At 48.8% G+C, this 17,523-nt stretch carries 15 protein-coding genes and 1 other RNA gene; 6 read left to right on the forward strand and 10 right to left on the reverse strand.

Going from position 1 to position 17,523, the window contains the following annotated elements; all coding sequences use genetic code 11:
- Nucleotides 1–103: 103 nt before the first annotated feature.
- The 6 genes from ispG to ribF are packed head-to-tail and all read left to right on the forward strand — an operon-like array spanning nt 104 to nt 7,236.
- Nucleotides 104–1,849 carry a (E)-4-hydroxy-3-methylbut-2-enyl-diphosphate synthase gene (gene ispG / locus F452_RS0102085; RefSeq protein ID WP_018964607.1) on the forward strand — a complete coding sequence of 582 codons (1,746 nt, stop codon included), beginning with the start codon at nt 104–106 and terminating at the stop codon, nt 1,847–1,849.
- Between the two features lie 57 nt (nt 1,850–1,906).
- Nucleotides 1,907–2,341: a dUTP diphosphatase gene (gene dut / locus F452_RS0102090; RefSeq protein ID WP_012457944.1), complete on the forward strand. Its 435-nt coding sequence runs from the start codon at nt 1,907–1,909 to the stop codon at nt 2,339–2,341.
- 29 nt (nt 2,342–2,370) lie between these two features.
- A complete protein-coding gene (locus F452_RS0102095) occupies nt 2,371–4,110 on the forward strand; it encodes a tetratricopeptide repeat protein (RefSeq protein WP_018964609.1) in 1,740 nt (579 codons plus the stop codon).
- Entirely contained in the window at nt 4,107–4,970 is an 864-nt protein-coding gene (locus F452_RS0102100) for a DUF4292 domain-containing protein (RefSeq protein ID WP_235317485.1), read from the forward strand. The genes F452_RS0102095 and F452_RS0102100 overlap by 4 nt, the downstream gene beginning before the upstream one ends.
- Nucleotides 4,971–4,981: 11 nt before the next feature.
- The gene (locus F452_RS0102105; protein WP_018964611.1) at nt 4,982–6,277 is read left to right on the forward strand and encodes a murein hydrolase activator EnvC family protein; all 1,296 of its coding nucleotides are present in this window, start codon (nt 4,982–4,984) and stop codon (nt 6,275–6,277) included.
- Nucleotides 6,265–7,236 (forward strand): riboflavin biosynthesis protein RibF, encoded by a 972-nt coding sequence (gene ribF / locus F452_RS0102110; RefSeq protein WP_018964612.1) that lies wholly within the window; start codon nt 6,265–6,267, stop codon nt 7,234–7,236. The genes F452_RS0102105 and ribF overlap by 13 nt, the downstream gene beginning before the upstream one ends.
- Nucleotides 7,237–7,269: 33 nt before the next feature.
- Here the strand turns inward: ribF and F452_RS0102115 are convergent, their stop codons facing one another.
- The 10 genes from F452_RS0102115 to F452_RS0102165 form a co-directional block, all read right to left on the reverse strand.
- Nucleotides 7,270–8,652 carry a YihY/virulence factor BrkB family protein gene (locus F452_RS0102115; protein ID WP_018964613.1) on the reverse strand — a complete coding sequence of 461 codons (1,383 nt, stop codon included), beginning with the start codon at nt 8,650–8,652 and terminating at the stop codon, nt 7,270–7,272.
- Between the two features lie 90 nt (nt 8,653–8,742).
- Nucleotides 8,743–9,145: RNase P RNA component class A (gene rnpB, locus F452_RS11110), an RNA gene on the reverse strand.
- 26 nt (nt 9,146–9,171) lie between these two features.
- Entirely contained in the window at nt 9,172–10,290 is a 1,119-nt protein-coding gene (locus F452_RS0102120; protein WP_018964614.1) for an Mrp/NBP35 family ATP-binding protein, read from the reverse strand.
- A 17-nt stretch (nt 10,291–10,307) separates the two neighbouring features.
- Nucleotides 10,308–11,078, reverse strand: a complete 771-nt coding sequence (gene trmB / locus F452_RS0102125) for a tRNA (guanosine(46)-N7)-methyltransferase TrmB (protein ID WP_018964615.1) — start codon at nt 11,076–11,078, stop codon at nt 10,308–10,310.
- A 15-nt stretch (nt 11,079–11,093) separates the two neighbouring features.
- The gene (locus F452_RS0102130; RefSeq protein ID WP_018964616.1) at nt 11,094–11,423 is read right to left on the reverse strand and encodes a hypothetical protein; all 330 of its coding nucleotides are present in this window, start codon (nt 11,421–11,423) and stop codon (nt 11,094–11,096) included.
- 56 nt (nt 11,424–11,479) lie between these two features.
- Nucleotides 11,480–12,961: a proline--tRNA ligase gene (gene proS, locus F452_RS0102135; RefSeq protein ID WP_018964617.1), complete on the reverse strand. Its 1,482-nt coding sequence runs from the start codon at nt 12,959–12,961 to the stop codon at nt 11,480–11,482.
- Nucleotides 12,962–13,401: 440 nt separating this feature from the next.
- Complete coding sequence (locus F452_RS0102145; protein WP_018964619.1) at nt 13,402–13,746, reverse strand: DUF4180 domain-containing protein; 345 nt, start codon at nt 13,744–13,746, stop codon at nt 13,402–13,404.
- A gap of 987 nt (nt 13,747–14,733) precedes the next feature.
- The gene (locus F452_RS0102155) at nt 14,734–15,579 is read right to left on the reverse strand and encodes a 3-hydroxybutyryl-CoA dehydrogenase (protein ID WP_018964621.1); all 846 of its coding nucleotides are present in this window, start codon (nt 15,577–15,579) and stop codon (nt 14,734–14,736) included.
- A gap of 47 nt (nt 15,580–15,626) precedes the next feature.
- Complete coding sequence (locus F452_RS0102160) at nt 15,627–16,397, reverse strand: enoyl-CoA hydratase-related protein (RefSeq protein ID WP_018964622.1); 771 nt, start codon at nt 16,395–16,397, stop codon at nt 15,627–15,629.
- Nucleotides 16,398–16,508: 111 nt separating this feature from the next.
- A complete protein-coding gene (locus F452_RS0102165) occupies nt 16,509–17,516 on the reverse strand; it encodes an electron transfer flavoprotein subunit alpha/FixB family protein (protein WP_018964623.1) in 1,008 nt (335 codons plus the stop codon).
- Between the last annotated feature and the right edge of the window lie 7 nt (nt 17,517–17,523).

Here is a 17,523-nt window from a genome sequence, read left to right on the forward strand (position 1 = left end):
GCCGCTATCGGCTGTAGTCTGCCTTTCTTTTTTCTCTATCATCTTTTCGAAGTAGGGGTGTCGTTCCCGATCGAATCGACAACCCCAAGAATATAGCAAGACTATGCCCGATCTGTTCGGATATAAAAGACGCAAGACCTCCGTAGCCCGAATAGGTGATACGCCTCTCGGTGGAGATTTTCCCATTCGCATACAGTCCATGGCCAATGTGTCCACCATGGACACGCAGGCATCTGTCGATCAGACTGCCCGAATCATAGATGCAGGGGCTGATTATGTCCGCTTTACGGCTCAGGGTGTACGCGAAGCGGCCAATCTTCGGCATATCCATGCCGGGCTATGCCGTTTGGGCTATCACACACCATTGGTGGCAGATATTCACTTTAATCCTAAAGCTGCGGAAGAAGCTCTGCTGCATGTGGAGAAGGTGCGCATCAATCCGGGCAATTTCGTGGAGATGAAGTCCGGGAGCAATCTGACCGAAGAGGAAGCTTTCGATCTGGGACATAAGGCTGTGAGAGAACGTTTCGGCTCTTTCGTGGAAGATGCCAAACGATTAGGGCGAGCTATCCGCATCGGAGTCAATCACGGCTCTCTGTCCGAACGTATGCTTACGCGCTATGGCGATACAGCCGAAGGCATGGTACAAAGCTGCATGGAGTACCTCGATGTATGCCGCGAACATGAGTTCGACGATGTGGTGATCTCGATGAAAGCATCGAATACTTTGGTTATGACAGCGGCTGTACGCCTTCTTGTGGAACGAATGGATACCGCAGGTATGCACTATCCGCTTCACATCGGTGTCACCGAGGCAGGCGATGGTGAGGATGGGCGAATCAAGAGTGCTGTCGGCATAGGTTCGCTTTTGGCTGATGGCATAGGCGATACCATTCGTGTGTCACTGAGTGAGGATCCGGAGTGTGAGATTCCGGTAGCTCGCAAACTGGTTGCCTATATAGAGAAGCGTAACGGCCACCCGTCGATAGCCGTTCCTCAACCGGATCGTTACGACCGGGACAAACTCCGACGCCAAGAAACACATGCAGTCGGGGGCTTTATCGGGAGTAAGCATATTCCGATTGTCATATCGGACCGCAGGCATGGAGATGATCATTTCGATACCGAACTCTTGCCTGACATCGTACTCCGAGCTAACGGTCAGTATTATCGTGGGGATATGTTGCCGGAAAATATCGTTTTTCGTTCCATCCGGCCGGATGATATAACGGACGAATGTGTACAAACCATTGACGCAAATCCTGATACAGTTATCTTGCTTGAATCCGTAGGTATCAATCCCGTAGCCGAATGGCGTGCAATGCTTCATCGTTTGGAGCTGGCAGGATGTCGATGCCCCGTTATCCTGCACCGCAGGTATGACTGCACCGACTTGGAAGATCTCCAGATTCAAGCATCGGCCGATATGGGGACCATACTCCTCGAAGGGCGAGGCAATGGGATTATGATTACTGCCGACAAGCTGCCTTCGGCCGCTGTGGATCGCCTGGCTTTCGGTATTTTGCAGGCTACAAGGCTACGCATGAGTCGGACGGAATATATCAGCTGCCCGGGCTGTGGCCGTACATTGTACAATTTGCAAGAAACCGTAGCCCGAATAAAAGCTGCAACAGCTCATTTGAAAGAATTGAAGATCGGCATTATGGGCTGTATCGTCAATGGGCCGGGTGAAATGGCGGATGCCGACTATGGCTATGTAGGGGCAGGCCCGGGACGAATCGATCTGTACAAGCAGAAGATGTGCGTTCGTCGTGGTATTCCTCAGGAGCAGGCCGTACAACAGCTTATCGAACTCATCAAAGAAAACGGAGACTGGAAAGAGCGTTAGTTTTTGGGAAGGACTATTTTTCTCAGTCGATCACTTTCCTCTCAAGAGACCCAAGCAATGAAAATCAAAATCATCAATCGCTCGCATCATCCCCTGCCGGCATACGCGACTTCGGCATCTGCCGGTATGGATCTGCGTGCATCCATCGAAGAACCTATTACGCTGTTGCCACTGGAACGCCGTCTCATCCCAACAGGCCTCTTCATCGAACTTCCGGTAGGATACGAAGCACAGATCCGCCCTCGAAGCGGACTGGCTCTCCGACACGGTATTACGCTGGTCAATAGCCCCGGTACCATCGATGCCGATTATCGTGGCGAGATAGGGATCATTATGATCAATCTCTCGAATACTCCTTTTACCATAGCAGATGGCGAACGGATTTGCCAGCTTGTTATCGCCAGACATGAACAGGCCGAATGGGTACTTACAGACGAATTGGCCGATACGGAACGAGGCGCAGGCGGCTTTGGTCATACAGGTAAAGAATAATTATCAATCTCTCCCTTCAACTACCACAGATGCGGATCCATTCTATCATCCTCCTGCTGTTTCTTTTGGCTATTTCTCCTGTAGCCGGAAGCACATCCACTGCAGACAGTACGGCATCTAAATTAGACCGATATTTCTATGAGGGTATCCGGCTACGAGAACAGGAGAATTATGCTGCAGCCTTCGACATCTTTCGTTATTGTCATCGGTTGAATCCCAACGATGCAGCTCTGTTATCGGAGTTGGGAAAACTCTATTTTGCCATCGGGCGTCAGGAGGAAGGAACGCGTTATTTGGAGCAAGCCTATCAGCTCTATCCCGACAACAAGAACTACGGCAATATATTGGGTGCCGTATACGAACGCCAAGGACGTGCCGATGATGCCGTCAGGCTTTACGAGGAGATGTCCGAACAATTCCCTTCCGAAGATGAACTTCGGTTCAAACTGGCCAATATGTATGTACAAGCCGGAGAGATAGACAAGGCCATATCCATATACAACCGTATGGAGGAGCAAAATGCTGTCAGTGCAGCAGATGCCTCCAACTATGCTGAGATTCGGGCACGTCTCTACCTGATGACCGGTCAGACCAACAAGGCTCTGAACGAACTTCGCCGTCTATGCAATCGCTTTCCGGAAGTAAATGAGTTTAGGCTGAAGTATGCCGGTACTCTGCTCGACAGTGAGAAGTACGACGAAGCCTACGAGCAACTGCAACTGATAGCTCGGACGGATTCGACAAGTGGCTTGTATCATTTTGCTATGGCCAGCTATTACTTGGGAACAAACGAAAAAGAAGCAGCCATCAACGAAATGATCAAAGTAGCCGCAGACAAGGATGTGGCACCGGAGCAGAAGCTACCGATCATCCTGCGTTTTATCGGCACTGACACAGACGAAGAGGATGCACCGAAAAAAGAGTACAATATCCTGCTCGAAAAGATACTTGCCAGCCATCCCACAGAAGTGGATGCACGCCTTTTCTATGCCGAACTCTTGGAAATGCAGGGCGATTCTATCCATGCCATGGAGGTTTGCCGACCTATCACGGAATTTGCTCCTAAAGAAGAACGGGCATGGAAATTCATGCTGGGCAGAGCTGTTACCGGCCAGAACCATACCGAAGTCCACAGCATATCCGAACAAGCGCGACAGTATTTGCCGGGTGTGTCGCTATTTTACCTCTACGATGCCATTTCCTACTATATAGAGAAAAAAAGTTCGGAAGCCAAGCGCATACTGCAAGAAGCACTGGAGCATATCGATGCAGAGAAGGATCCCAACGGTCTATCGGATATTTATAGCCAATTAGGCGATCTGGCCTATGAAGAAAAAAAGCCCGAAGAAGCCTTTGCAAACTACGAAAAAGCGTTGGAGTTGAACCCACGCAATGTGGGAGTACTCAATAACTATGCGTATTTCTTGGCCAAAGAAGGCGGTGATCTGGCTAAAGCCGAAAGAATGGCAGCCCAATGCGTCAAGCTGGTGCCGGACAATGCGGTCTCACTCGACACTTACGGTTGGGTATTCTTTCTAAGAGAAAATTATACGTTGGCCAAACTCTACATAGAAAAAGCCTTAGGACTGACCGCAGACAACCCCGATGCCGATGTCGTAGAGCACCATGGCGATGTCCTCTATATGCTCGGAGAGAAGGAGGAAGCTTTGCAGGAATGGAAGCGGGCTAAAGAGATCGGTGGAGGAGGCAGTCCTATGCTGGACAAGAAAATAGAACAAGGAATATATATCCCTGAAAAGAAGAAATGATGCTCAGGAAGAAGTTTGGCCCCGTTGGGCTTGCATTTATCGTTGTTGTCTTTTTTGTGTCGTTGCTTATCGCAGGGTGCAGTTCCGCCCACACATTCGGCTCTATATCCGGTGCCGGCAGCGATATGGAAGTCAGTAGTCCTGCCGCTCTTTTTGCTAACATACAGGAGCACTATCCGCGGCAGGACAGATTCAGTGCGACGGGTAAAGCTGTTCTCCGATTCGATCAAAAGGAGGTGAATACACGTATCGAGTTTACTCTCGTTCGCAATCGCGGTATCCGCCTTGTCGCTATGCCTTTTCCGTTGGTTGTAGCCGGACGAGCGTGGATCACGCCCGAAGGACTGACCGTAACGGATGCCATTAACAAACGTTACGTGACGGCCTCCTATTCGCAGCTTAGCGAACTTACCGGTATAGAGCTTTCTTATCGTGCCTTCGAATCGCTTTTCCTCGCACAGCTCTTCAAGGCTGATGGCACATCCGTAGTGGCATCCGATCTTTTGCTTTCGACCGGTGCTCAAAAAGGGCAATTGCTCTCCTATCAAGACCACCGACGGATGGAATACATATCCGAGATCGGCAACAACGGACGCCCCCTCTCCATGAGTATATACGACCCGTCCACCCTCTACCGACTTATTACTACCTATTCATCTTTCCGAGAGTATGGTGCCGAGAAGAACCTGCCTGCAAACCTCCTTTTGCAAGTGCTTCATTTGGGACAGGTCAAAGGCTCTCTTGCTCTCGACCTGCCTAAAATGAGATTCACAGATATCGATGAAACAGATGTAATCCCTCGCGTCAACACATCCACTTATGGCAGGATGACGCTGGAAGATCTGTCCGAGCTTTTCTAATCCATTTACACATGAAGTCTTCAATCCGCTTTTTTCTCTGTAGCACCTTTCTCTTCAGTGCATTTCTCTTGCCTGTTTTCGGACAGAAATCCAAGCAGGTACAGCAACTTGAAAAACAACGAAAAGAAACACTGAAAGCCATCGAAAAAACCGATCGCGAACTGCAAACGACCAAGAAAGACAAGCAAGACAAACAAAAACACCTTAACCTCCTGAACAAACAGGTTGCGCAGCGCAAGCAGGTAGTGCAACTCTTGGATAGCGAGGTAAAAGGGCTACAGTCGGATATAGACTCTATGACAGGTGTATGCCATCGGCTTTCCGTGGAGGAGAAGGCCCGATCCGATGAATATGCCCATGCTCTACAGTCTATGCAAAAGCGGAAACGCTCGTTGGATCGTATTCTTTTCATCTCATCTGCCAAAAGCTTCGATGAGGGAATGCGACGAATGCGTTTTCTGGAGCAATACGCTTCCGCATACAAGCAAGCCTCTGTCCGTCTTCGCGATACACGCAGCAAGCTGGAGTCCGAACGTGCGACCGTAGAAGAGGCCAAGAAGGAAAAAGGACGTCTCTTGGTGATCAGAGAAGAGGAAAAAAAGAAGCTCGAAGGACAGCAAGCAGAGCAACGCCGGCAGGTGCAGGCCTTGGGTGCCAAACAAAAAGATTTGGAATCCCAGCTAAGAAAGCAAAAGAAGCAGGCTGAAGCTCTGAACAGGAAGATCGAGAAACAGATTGCTAAGGAGATAGAAGCTGCCGAACGCCGTGCACGTGAGGAGCGTGAGCGATTGGCTCGCGAAGCCAAAGCCAAGGGTAAGCCAGTTCCAGCCGAACCGGAACGAAAGGCTGAAACCAAAGGCGGCTATGCCATGGATGCCTCCGAACGCGCGCTCTCAGGCAGCTTTGCTCAGAACAAAGGTCGCCTGCCCGGCCCCGTTCGCGGTAAATACCGAATCGTAAGCGACTTCGGAGTGCATCAGCACAGCGAACTGAAAAAAGTTCAGGTTAATAACGGCGGTATTGACATCGCTGTAGCAACAGGATCCGATGCCACCAGCGTATTCGATGGTGTGGTATCCAGCGTATTCGTGATACCCGGTTATAATTCGGCAGTAATGGTACGTCATGGTAACTATATCACGGTTTATGCCAATCTGAGTAAGGTATACGTAAGTGCCGGCACTCGCGTAAAAACGGGTCAGGCTCTCGGACGTGCCTATACAGATCCCTCCAACAACCAGACTATTATCCACTTCGAAATCTGGAAAGAACGCAGCAAACAAAACCCAAGACTATGGTTACGATAGCTATTCCCAACGACTATAATGCCCCATTCCGAGATCTTCCTTGGATCCCGAAAGTAGCTGCTACGATCGGCACATTCGATGGTGTACACTTCGGGCATCGCTTTCTTCTCGATCAGCTCAAAAAGATGGCGACAGAGAAGCATCTGCCTACTATGGTAATAACCTTCGATGTCCCCCCCATATCAGTGGTTCGCCCGGGAACTCCCTACCAGAAGCTGACGACAATAGGCGAAAAACTCCTCAGACTCAAAGCGGAAGGAGTGGACTATACGGTGGTACTGCCTTTTACACCCGAATTAGTGGCGATGACAGCCGACACTTTCATTACAACTGTCCTGCACAAACGACTCCATGTAAAAGCCCTGCTCGTCGGCTATGACCACCGATTCGGACATGGACGCATATCCGGTCTGGAAGAATACAAGCGGATAGCTACACCATTGGGCATTACGGTAAAGAAGGCTTCACAGGCCCAGATAGGTGGAGTGCCGGCCAGTTCGAGTGCCGTGCGCCAAGCCCTGATGGACAATAATCTTGCTTTGGCCAATCAGCTATTGGGATATGACTACATACTGACAGGGAAAGTGGAGCATGGCTTTAGGATCGGGCGCGAACTGGGCTTTCCGACGGCTAATCTGACCGTAAGCGACAGCCACAAGCTGATCCCCTGCGATGGGGTCTATGCCGTCAGAGCCATTGTAAGCGGTGAGCGATACAATGGTATGCTGTATATAGGCCGCAGGCCTACGCTAAACAACGGCGACCAGCGAACGATCGAAGTCAATCTCTTCGACTTTGATAAAACCATCTACGGCTCCCAGATTCGAGTGGAGTTCGTGACCTTCATCAGAGGAGATATGAAGCTCGATAGCCTGGAAGCTCTTCGCCAACAAATACAAGCCGACTACGGCCGGATCTCAGCTCTCTTCGAGTCCGAGCAATCCGAGTACTCTGAGTAATCAGAATACTCTGAGTACTCAGAGAATAAGCTCCTACAAATTCTTTAGTAGCGTGTCCGCAGGGGGGATGTGCAGGCTCTGACGGGAATCTTCTACCGCTTGCCATTCGGGCGCGAATCGAACCTTATTGTCTACCTTGAAGTGTTCGCTCCCATAGCGATCTATACGATCGAGGATGAAGCCCACAGTTATCTTTTCCGGATCCACCGCCGGACTGAAGAACTCCGCCTTGGGGTCGTGCATATAATTCACCTCCATTATAGCTCCGATGGAGAGCAAGCGGTGTATGGCTTCGGATACAAGCCGAATCGGGGCCTTGCTCTCTTCTGCAAGCGAGTCCGCAGTATGGGGGCGACGCTCGTCCGACAAGAATCGCTTCACGATCAGTGTAGCTACGACGATAGTCAGGAAGTCGATGTAGCGGCGTGAAACATTGGTCGTATCCCGCTCAAAAGCAAATTTCCGAACATTCTGAATAGAGAAGCTGAGCTGTGCACCAAACAAAACAATGGTCCAAGAGAGCTGTATCCAAAGAAGCAAAAGAGGTACTGCTGCGAAGCTACCGTATATGGCATTATACTTCGAGATCCAAAGGATGCCGCTGATATAAAGAGCTTGGAATATCTGGAAAACGATACCGGCCAGCACTCCCGAAATAAATGCCGGCCAAAACCGGACGTTCACTGTGGGTAATACGATATACGTACCGGTAAAAAGTAGAACGATAATCACGTAAGGTATCAAATTCAGGATCAACTCCAGCATAGGGCCGAATAGGATGTATTCGCTGAAGTATGTTCCCTTGATTGTAGTCATCATTAGAGTAAGACCACTGGATGCCGTGATCAGGATTGGCAACAGGAAAAAAGCTCCCATATAATCGATTACCCTTCGCTTCCATGTACGTCTTTTATTGGTTTGCCAAATATCGGTAAAGGTATCTTCCACTGTGGCTATCAATGAAAAGACCGTGTAGAGCAGCACGATAAGACCTATACCGACGAAGACGCCACCTTGCACTTGCGCCAGATAGTTGTCCACATAACCCAAAGCCTGATCCAATTCCTGTCCATGACCGGGCAGATATTCTTTGAGCCAATCATGTACTACCTGCTGAATGCCAAAACCCTTGGCAATACCGATCAGGACGGCAAGCATCGGGACGATAGAAAGAATCGTACGATAGGTGAGAGCAGACGCCTGTGTAGCCAGATCATTCTGGATAAAGTAACGGACTGTGAGGAAAACGGATTTGAAAGAATTGATCATCAAGCGACTTGGCCCCGATACCTCTTCGTCCGTAATGCGCCACATATCTCTGGTGACAAAAAGAATCATTCGGTTTATCCGGATAGACCACCGCTTGAAAAATCCCTTATCGTTTTTTTTCTCTTTTTCGTCAATGCTCTCTTTCATAATAAATAACGGGTTGAATCCATTCTTGGTAAATCCATACTGGTAGGCCGAATCTTCCGATTCGGTGCCGGATTGGAAGAGAGAGGGAGAAAAAGCAGCAGATCTGTAAGCCGGGTTCTGTACTCACGGCCACACGTAGCCGGAGCGTCTGTCATTTATCTTGGCCGTGCGTCACCGCATGGCTCCAGCGATCTACCCCCCGGCATCGGGCGAGCTACCCTACATGCGCCGGTATACATGATCTTACAACCCGTCAGACGTACGGCATGCAGCGTCACCGCTGCACCCGGTGGGCTCTTACCCCAACCTTCTCACCCTTACCCTCTCTGCCCAGTCGGTGCCGAAGCACAAACCGATAGCAGAAAGATGGCGGTCATTCTCTTCTACGTACCTCTACCCTCACGAGTAGCTTCCTGTTAGGAAGGACGGTGCTCTGCGTTGCCCGGACGTTCCTCCCACTCTCGAAAGAGTGAGCGACAGACCGATCTGCTGCTTATCTTTTCTTTCGTCTTCTATATCTTATCTGTGTGCCACCTCTACGACCTTAGTCGGATCGAGATGTTCATTGCGATAGTGCACTTGCTCCACCACTCGGGCAGCCAATTCGCGGAAAGCGATTCCCGTCATCGAATCGTCCCGAACAGCAACGGGTATACCTTCGTCTCCACTTTGGCATATACCCTGCACCAGCGGAATCTGTCCGAGCAAAGGAATGTTCAGCTCCTCAGCCAAATTCTTACCGCCATCACGCCCGAAGATGTAGTATCTGTTCTGTGGCAGTTCGGCCGGTGTGAACCACGACATGTTTTCCACCAAACCGAGTACCGGCACATTGATCTTCTCTCCCACAAACATACTGATTCCTTTCCGAGCATCTGCCAAGGCTACGTCCTGCGGTGTCGTCACGACAACGGCTCCGGTAATAGCCAGTGTCTGCACCAGTGTCAGGTGTATGTCGCTCGTCCCCGGGGGCATGTCAATGAGGAAGTAGTCCAATTCACCCCAATTAGCGTCGCGGATAAGCTGCGTCAGGGCATTGCCTGCCATACTTCCGCGCCAGAGAACAGCATCGTTCGGATCCACGAAGAATCCGATAGAGAGGATCTTCACGCCCATCACCTCTTCGGGAACGATCAATTCGCGCCCATCCACTTCTTCGAGTACGGGACGTGCCTCTTCGCAATGGAACATCTTAGGCATAGACGGGCCGAATATGTCGGCATCCAAAAGTCCTACCCGATAGCCGGCTTTGGCCAGAGAGACGGCCAGATTAGCCGTAACGGTACTCTTTCCGACACCGCCTTTGCCCGAAAATACGGCAATGATGTTCTTCACCCCGGGCAGAAGTTTGGCCGGAGGAGCAGGTATTGCCTGTTTGCTCTTGACAGAGATATTGCCTTTGATGTCGACGTCTTCGCTGATATACGTCAGGATGGCTGACTCAGCAGCTTTGACCACGGATTTGATGAATGGATCGTTCGCTTTGTCGAATATGAGCGAAAACGATACCTTATTGCCATCGATCCTTATATCGTCCTCGACCATTCCGGCCGAAACCAAATCTTTTCCTGTCCCCGGATAGCGAACTTTGCCAAGGGCTTCGAGGATAAGATTGGGATATAATGTTACGTATGCCATATTCTGAATAGGTTTATTTATTCGGAAGGAAGTGCCTGACTTCTTCTGGAGCGATTGTAGCTGCGGTAGCTGTCAGGCTCGATTTCAATATCGGGTTCCCGATACTCGCAGTCAGGCTCTCCCAAGCCAAAGCTGATGTACTTGATCGTCAGACCTCGTTCCAGCCACTGTTGTTCGTAATAAGTTCGGATACCGAGGATTTCATTCTCTACGCATCCTTTGCCGTACAGATCATCCGTTATCTCGTGTACGGGCAGGCCGTTGAGCTCTACCAACGCCTTCGTATAGGTATAGAGGAAAGGGCTATCCGTTTTCAGATGGATACGTCCCCCCCTTTCGAGTACCTTGTCATAAAGCGAGAGGAACCGTGTTCCTGTCAGTCGCTTGCTTACTTTCTTCATCTGCGGATCGGGGAAGGTGATCCATATTTCGGCCACCTCTTCCTCGGCAAAGAACCGATCCAAAAGCTCTATATCCGTCCGAAGGAAAGCTACGTTGGGCATCCCTTCTTGAAGAGACTCTTTGGCACCGGCCCACATGCGGGCACCTTTGATGTCGATGCCGATAAAGTTTTTCTCCGCATACCGTTTGCCCAGACCTACCGTATATTCTCCTCTACCGCAGCCCAGCTCCAAGACAATAGGGTGATCGTTGTGGAAAAAATCCGTGTGCCAACGCCCTTTTAGCGGAAAACCACCCTCCTGTTGCTGCAAGACGGCAAAAGGATACTGGAAGACGTGAGGGAACGTCTCCATGTCGGCAAATTTGGCCAGCTTGTTCTTACTCATGCCCAATGTAGAGTATCAGTCCTCTTCGAAGAGATTGATACTCTCGCAGTATTCGAGTTCGCCCTGTACGACAAAGCGTATCTCATCGGCAGAGAAGTGGCCTACCTCATCCCGTGCGGCATTCTTGACAACGTACTCCACGAGTTCGTCTTCGTCCACCTCCACTGTTTCCTCGCTGTCCTCGGCCATATCCATGAAGCCGCGACTCTCGTAGAAATCGTAAATCAGATCGACGATGTAAACAATGTCGTCATCGGTCAGTTTTTCTTTCAATTCCTGTGGAATGAAATTGCGAATAAAAGCCACGGATGCCGCATCGTCGTACATTTGGATTTCTTCTGCCATAGGTATTTCTGTTTTTTAGTGGATTCTTTGTTTACTGATGTCCGGCCCCTGACGGATCAATAGGCACGGGCGAAGAGCACACGTTGGGGCGAGGGCTTACCCGTCACCATACATTTGCCCGGAGTCATGTCCCCATCCATCGGGATGCAGCGAATGGTAGCTTTCGTTTCGGCTTTGATTCGTTCTTCCGTTTCGGAGGTCCCATCCCAGTGAGCAAGGATAAATCCGCCATCTTCGATCTTTTCTTTGAACTCTTCGTAGCTGTCCACCGTGATTGTATTTTCTTTGCGATAGTTCAGAGCCTTTTGGAAGATATTTTTCTGAATATCATCGAGTAGGGTAGCGACTGTTTCTTCTATACCATCCAGTCCGACTGTCTCCTTCGTCAGAGTATCGCGACGGGCTATTTCGATCGTGTTGTTTTCCAAGTCGCGTGCCCCCATAGCCAAGCGAACGGGTACGCCTTTCAGCTCGTATTCGGCAAACTTCCACCCCGGCTTCTTATTGTCGCTGTTGTCGTATTTCACCGATATGCCTTTGGCTCGCAGAGCCTGAATAATCAGATGGGCCTTCTCGTCGATCTGAGCCAGCTGCTCCTCATTGCGGTATATCGGTACGATAACCACCTGATAAGGTGCCAATTTCGGAGGAAGTACCAAACCGTTGTCGTCCGAATGGGACATGATAAGAGCACCCATCAGACGGGTAGATACGCCCCATGACGTAGCCCAGACGAAATCGCGATTGCCATCCTTATCGGCAAAAGTCACATTGAAAGCCTTGGCAAAATTCTGCCCGAGGAAGTGGGATGTACCACTCTGCAATGCCTTGCCATCCTGCATCAACGCCTCTATCGTATAGGTGTCCACAGCACCGGCAAAACGTTCGTTGGCAGACTTGACACCCTTGACTACAGGCATGGCCATGTATTCTTCGGCAAAAGTGGCATAAACCTCCAGCATCCGTCTGGCTTCTTCTTCGGCTTCCTCTTTTGTAGCATGAGCCGTATGACCTTCCTGCCAAAGGAATTCGGCAGTCCGGAGGAAAAGGCGTGTACGCATTTCCCATCGAACCACATTGGCCCACTGATTGCAGAGGATGGGCAGATCGCGGTGGCTTTGTATCCAGTTCTTATATGTATTCCAAATGATGGTCTCCGATGTCGGACGAACGATCAGCTCCTCTTCCAACTTGGCCTGCGGATCCACTACTACGCCGTCTCCATCGGGATTGGCTTTGAGTCGATAGTGAGTTACCACGGCGCATTCCTTGGCAAAGCCTTCCACATGTTCTGCTTCACGGCTCAGGAAGCTCTTCGGGATGAAAAGTGGGAAGTAGGCATTGACGTGTCCCGTTTCTTTGAACATATCGTCCAACTGCCTTTGCATTTTCTCCCATATAGCATAGCCATAAGGCTTGATAACCATACAGCCACGTACGGCCGAATTTTCTGCCAAATCGGCTTTGATAACCAAGTCTTGATACCACTGCGAATAGCTTTCGCTCCGCGGTGTCAGCTCTTTCAGTTCTTTTGCCATTTTTTCAATGATAGTATATTCAGATATTTTTCAGTGTCGCAAAGGTAGTAATATCACGGCAGAAAACCCCTTGAAACGAAGTGCGGATTACGAAAAGGATACTTGCAACTATTAGAGGAAAGGGTATTAGGAAGAGGATTGAAGGTAAGTAAATGGAAATGAGGGAGATTTGCACCATATCTCTATGGTTTGCATAGAAGGGGTAATCTGTCTTGTCTTCCGCAATATCCCTAAATGCGATAGGGCGTTTGTCGTCATTTACAATGAATAAATCAACCAATTTCAGTGCTCTACGACCATGAGGAATAAGATGTCGAATATTTTGCTCCGTCAGAAAATGATGAGTTGCTCGAACAGCCCCTCCCATACCTTTATCAGATAATCGGGAAGTTTCTCTGTTCTGAGTTCATTGTTAGCATAAAATTCTATGTTTACATGCTTTACAATACATTGCTTAAATCTTTGAAAAAATTGATTTGTTTACCTTTGTTGCATTCAAAAATAAGGTCGTTCAGGCTCTTGCTCTTATATTTGGAAAAATCGCCAATAATTATCAACGACATTTGGTATTGTGAGAATTTTTGAAGTATATCCCCTGCTATTTTAGTTTTTAATTCAAAAAAATCAGGTGTGATATTCTTTTCATGAATAATGATTTTATCAAATCCTTGATAATACAAATTCCCCAACAATTCTAATCCGTCTTCTGTAGATCTTAAGATTATTTTGTCTGTTATAATTTCAGCTACTTTTGTATTGTCGATATTGTGAGTTTTAATTTTCATACGGTGGTCTATTGTTGTTTACTACCCCTGAAATGATAGAGTTTCTTCCTTGGGTTAAGAGCGTAAATATACTTGATTTATTGCGAAAATATACCGAGTAATCAGCAAAAAGAATAGTGGGCAAATCTTTTTCTTTCCTGTGGGCAGGTGTTTGCTCGATGCTTTGGGTTGTGTGGATTACGATTCATCCGAATTGCTCCTTTTTGCTATATTTGCCTGCTCACAAAGAATCCCAAATAGGGATAAACCACTGTGTATTAGAGATATTACTGCTTGTATAAAACCGCGTTATTAAACTATCTGATGAGAATAATCCTGTACTACGATTCCCGACCTATATGCTGTACTACGGGGTGTATGACTCCTACGCCCGTATCCTGTTTATACCCCTATCGGACTAAAGGAAAGCATGCAGCAATGAGGACAGGAGTGGAATAGCACTTTACTACCGTTTCACCAAAATACAAGGCACCCGCATGGTTCTGCTACGAATCGTGCGGGTGCCTCTGTTTTATAGCCTCTTGAAAAGGCCTTTTTCAGCCTGCGATTTATATAGAAATGACTTTCGATCTGTATATAAATTGAAAACGATTTATATATAAAACGAAAACGATCTATATATTTATTGTAAACAATTTATATATAGATCGTTATCTTCTCTTCCAAAAATCATATTTCGACTTGAGAAAGTCCGCTTCCTCAACTTTTCGACTTCAAGATCCACTTCCTTTCACCTGCTTATTTGGAATCATTCCAAACTCGTCTTCGTTGTTGAAAACTTTTTTGGCGCATGATTTTTGAGTCGGTAGTTGCCATAATAGTTGATGTTTTTTGTATCGTGGATGATTTCTCCAAACTTTTTGATGAAAGAGTCAAGGAAAAGGCCCTCGAAGAGAAGGACAAAAAAACAATGAAGGTGTGCTGAAAAAGCAAATTCAGCACACCCTCAATTATTTTCGGACAAATCCGATAGGTGAGAAAAACGACTTATTTGCTGTAGTCGTAGAAGCCTTTGCCGGTCTTGCGGCCGAGTTGTCCTGCACGTACCATCTTGCGAAGCAAAGGATGAGGACGATATTTGGCATCACCGAATTCGGTAAACAGCACCTCCATGATAGCCAGACAGACATCCAAACCGATAAAATCGCCCAAAGCCAAAGGCCCCATCGGGTGATTGGCACCGAGCATCATGGCCTGATCTATTTCCTCTATGCTGGCCACACCGTCGGCATAGGCTCCGATACCTTCGTTGATCATCGGTATGAGAAGACGGTTTACGACGAAACCCGGAGCTTCGTTCACGCGTACAGCTGTTTTCTTGAGCTTTTCACACAAGTCCAGTACCTGCTTCATCACTTCGTCCGAAGTTTGCTGGGCACTGATAACTTCTACCAGTTTCATCACGGGAACGGGGTTGAAGAAGTGCATTCCGATCACACGAGATGGGGTAGGGAGTTCGGTTGCCAAAGCTGTGATGCTCAATGAAGATGTATTGGTCGCGATGATACATTGCTCGCTTACCACTTCCGCCACAGCACTGAGGGCCTGTTTCTTTATTTCCATCTCTTCGGCAATCGCTTCGATCACGACATCGGCATCTTTCAGGTCATTGAAGTCCATCGTCGTACGGATGCGAGCCACAATGGCTTGCTGCTCATCGGCAGACATCTTGCCCTTTTCAACCAGACGGTTGAGATTTTTTTCGATTCCTTTGAGCGATTTGTTGATAGAAGTCTCGCTTCGCCCTTTCATCAGGACATCCAGACCGTTTTGGGCGATACATTGAACGATACCACTGCCCATGGCTCCGGTACCTACTACTGCTATTTTCATTTTGTTGGAGATTAAAAGTGTATGTGAATAACTGTTCTTTTTGGCTCTCAGCTGAAAGCCGGTTTACGTTTTTCGAGGAAAGCTGCCATGCCTTCCTTCTGGTCGGCTGTGGCAAAGCACAGACCGAAGAGGTTCTGTTCCAAGGCAATACCTTCGGCAATATGCATCTGCGTACCACGATTGATAGCCTCCTTGGACGCTGATACGGCAGAAGCCGAACGCGATGCAATGAGTTGAGCCGTTTCCATCGTGGCAGGTAATAATTCCTCCGGAGTTGTTACTCGATTGACAAGACCGATACGAAGTGCTTCTTCTGCATCGATGATACGACCCGTGTAGATGAGTTCTTTGGCTATACCCGGAGCGACAAGGCGTGGCAATCGCTGTGTGCCGGAGAATCCGGGGGTGATGCCCAATCCGACTTCGGGCTGACCAAACTTGGCTTTAGCCGAAGCTATGCGGATGTCACAAGCCATGGCCAATTCGCATCCACCTCCCAATGCAAAGCCATTGATGGCTGCAATAACGGGGAAAGGCAATTCTTCTATACTTCGGAATACTTCTGCTCCAAGCCCTCCAAAGGCTTTTCCCTCGGCTGCACTCAGATGTTGCATCTCGGCTATGTCTGCTCCTGCGACAAATGCTTTGCCACTTCCGGTAATGATCAGCACTCGAGGCTTTTCTGTAGCGATAACGGCAATGGCCGATTTCAATTCGGAAAGGACTTCAGAGGAGAGGGCGTTCAGTGTCTCCGGTTTGTTGATGGTCAGCGTCGTGATGCCATCTTGCGACTGGATAATCAGATTGTGAAATTCCATAACTCTCTTCGATGAATGAAAAAGGAGCCGAATGAATGCGACGAGCTACAAAAGCCCTTCGCCTCATCGGCTCCTTTGCAAGGTTTGTTATACTAAGATTCTCTCAGACTCTTACTTGTCCTGCATGGCAGAACGTAGCTTGGCCGTCAGAATGGGTACAATCTTGTGCAAGTCGCCGACTACACCGAGATCGGCTACCTGGAAGATGGGAGCGAATTTGTCCTTGTTGATGGCAATGATATAATCGCTCTCCTCCATACCGGCCAAGTGCTGGATAGCACCTGAGATACCAATGGCCATATAGATATCGGGGCGAACGGTCTTACCCGTTTGTCCTACCTGACGTTCGTGACCGATAAGACCGGCATCAACCATAGCACGAGAAGAAGAAACTTCTGCATGGATCTGCTGGGCCAGTTCGGCCAGCTTGCTGAAGCCATCTTGTGAACCAACGCCACGACCACCACTGACAAGGATGTGAGCTTCCGTGATGTCCACCATATTCTTGTCTTCACGCTCTTTCTTGATCAGGCGAACACGGAACTTGGCTGTGTCAAATGTGATAGTTACGTTTTCAACCGTACCCTGACGGTTGTAGTCCATAGCCTTACGACGCATAACGCCGGGACGAACCGTAGACATCTGAGGACGATGCACCTTACTGATAATCGTAGCCATAAGGTTACCACCGAAAGCCGGACGTGTCATCAGCAGGTTGCGCTCGTCACCGATCTCAAGCGATGTGCAGTCTGCTGTAAGACCTGTACGCAAGCGAGAAGAAAGACGGGGGCCGAGGTCGCGACCGATAGTCGTAGCACCGAGGAGTACGATCTCAGGCTTCTTGTCCTGAAGAATCTGGGTAATGGCCTGAGCGTAAGGCTCGGTAAGGTAGTTCTCGAGCTTCTCATCGTCTACGACAAGCACCGTATCGGCACCGGCAGCGATAAGTTCCTTAGGCAAGTCAGCAACCTTGTAGCCGCAAAGAATTGCCGTTACTTTTTCTCCGATGGTGTCTGCCAGTTCACGAGCCTTTCCGATGAGTTCGAAGGCTACGTTCTGAATCACTCCTTCGCGTTGTTCTGCGAAGACGAAAACACCTTTATATAATTCCTTATCCATAGTTGCT

The sequence above is a fragment of the Porphyromonas gulae DSM 15663 genome (assembly GCF_000378065.1).
Lineage (GTDB): Bacteria > Bacteroidota > Bacteroidia > Bacteroidales > Porphyromonadaceae > Porphyromonas > Porphyromonas gulae.

Bases quoted from the DNA above. Each gene is read 5' to 3' on its own strand.
- proS (WP_018964617.1), bottom strand. From the start codon at position 12,961: ATGGCAAAAGAACTGAAAGAGCTGACACCGCGGAGCGAAAGCTATTCG.
- trmB (WP_018964615.1), bottom strand. From the start codon at position 11,078: ATGAGTAAGAACAAGCTGGCCAAATTTGCCGACATGGAGACGTTCCCT.
- dut (WP_012457944.1), top strand. From the start codon at position 1,907: ATGAAAATCAAAATCATCAATCGCTCGCATCATCCCCTGCCGGCATAC.
- F452_RS0102115 (WP_018964613.1), bottom strand. From the start codon at position 8,652: ATGAAAGAGAGCATTGACGAAAAAGAGAAAAAAAACGATAAGGGATTT.
- F452_RS0102165 (WP_018964623.1), bottom strand. From the start codon at position 17,516: ATGGATAAGGAATTATATAAAGGTGTTTTCGTCTTCGCAGAACAACGC.
- F452_RS0102130 (WP_018964616.1), bottom strand. From the start codon at position 11,423: ATGGCAGAAGAAATCCAAATGTACGACGATGCGGCATCCGTGGCTTTT.
- F452_RS0102105 (WP_018964611.1), top strand. From the start codon at position 4,982: ATGAAGTCTTCAATCCGCTTTTTTCTCTGTAGCACCTTTCTCTTCAGT.
- F452_RS0102155 (WP_018964621.1), bottom strand. From the start codon at position 15,579: ATGAAAATAGCAGTAGTAGGTACCGGAGCCATGGGCAGTGGTATCGTT.
- ribF (WP_018964612.1), top strand. From the start codon at position 6,265: ATGGTTACGATAGCTATTCCCAACGACTATAATGCCCCATTCCGAGAT.
- F452_RS0102095 (WP_018964609.1), top strand. From the start codon at position 2,371: ATGCGGATCCATTCTATCATCCTCCTGCTGTTTCTTTTGGCTATTTCT.
- ispG (WP_018964607.1), top strand. From the start codon at position 104: ATGCCCGATCTGTTCGGATATAAAAGACGCAAGACCTCCGTAGCCCGA.
- F452_RS0102120 (WP_018964614.1), bottom strand. From the start codon at position 10,290: ATGGCATACGTAACATTATATCCCAATCTTATCCTCGAAGCCCTTGGC.
- F452_RS0102160 (WP_018964622.1), bottom strand. From the start codon at position 16,397: ATGGAATTTCACAATCTGATTATCCAGTCGCAAGATGGCATCACGACG.
- F452_RS0102145 (WP_018964619.1), bottom strand. From the start codon at position 13,746: ATGAAAATTAAAACTCACAATATCGACAATACAAAAGTAGCTGAAATT.
- F452_RS0102100 (WP_235317485.1), top strand. From the start codon at position 4,107: ATGATGCTCAGGAAGAAGTTTGGCCCCGTTGGGCTTGCATTTATCGTT.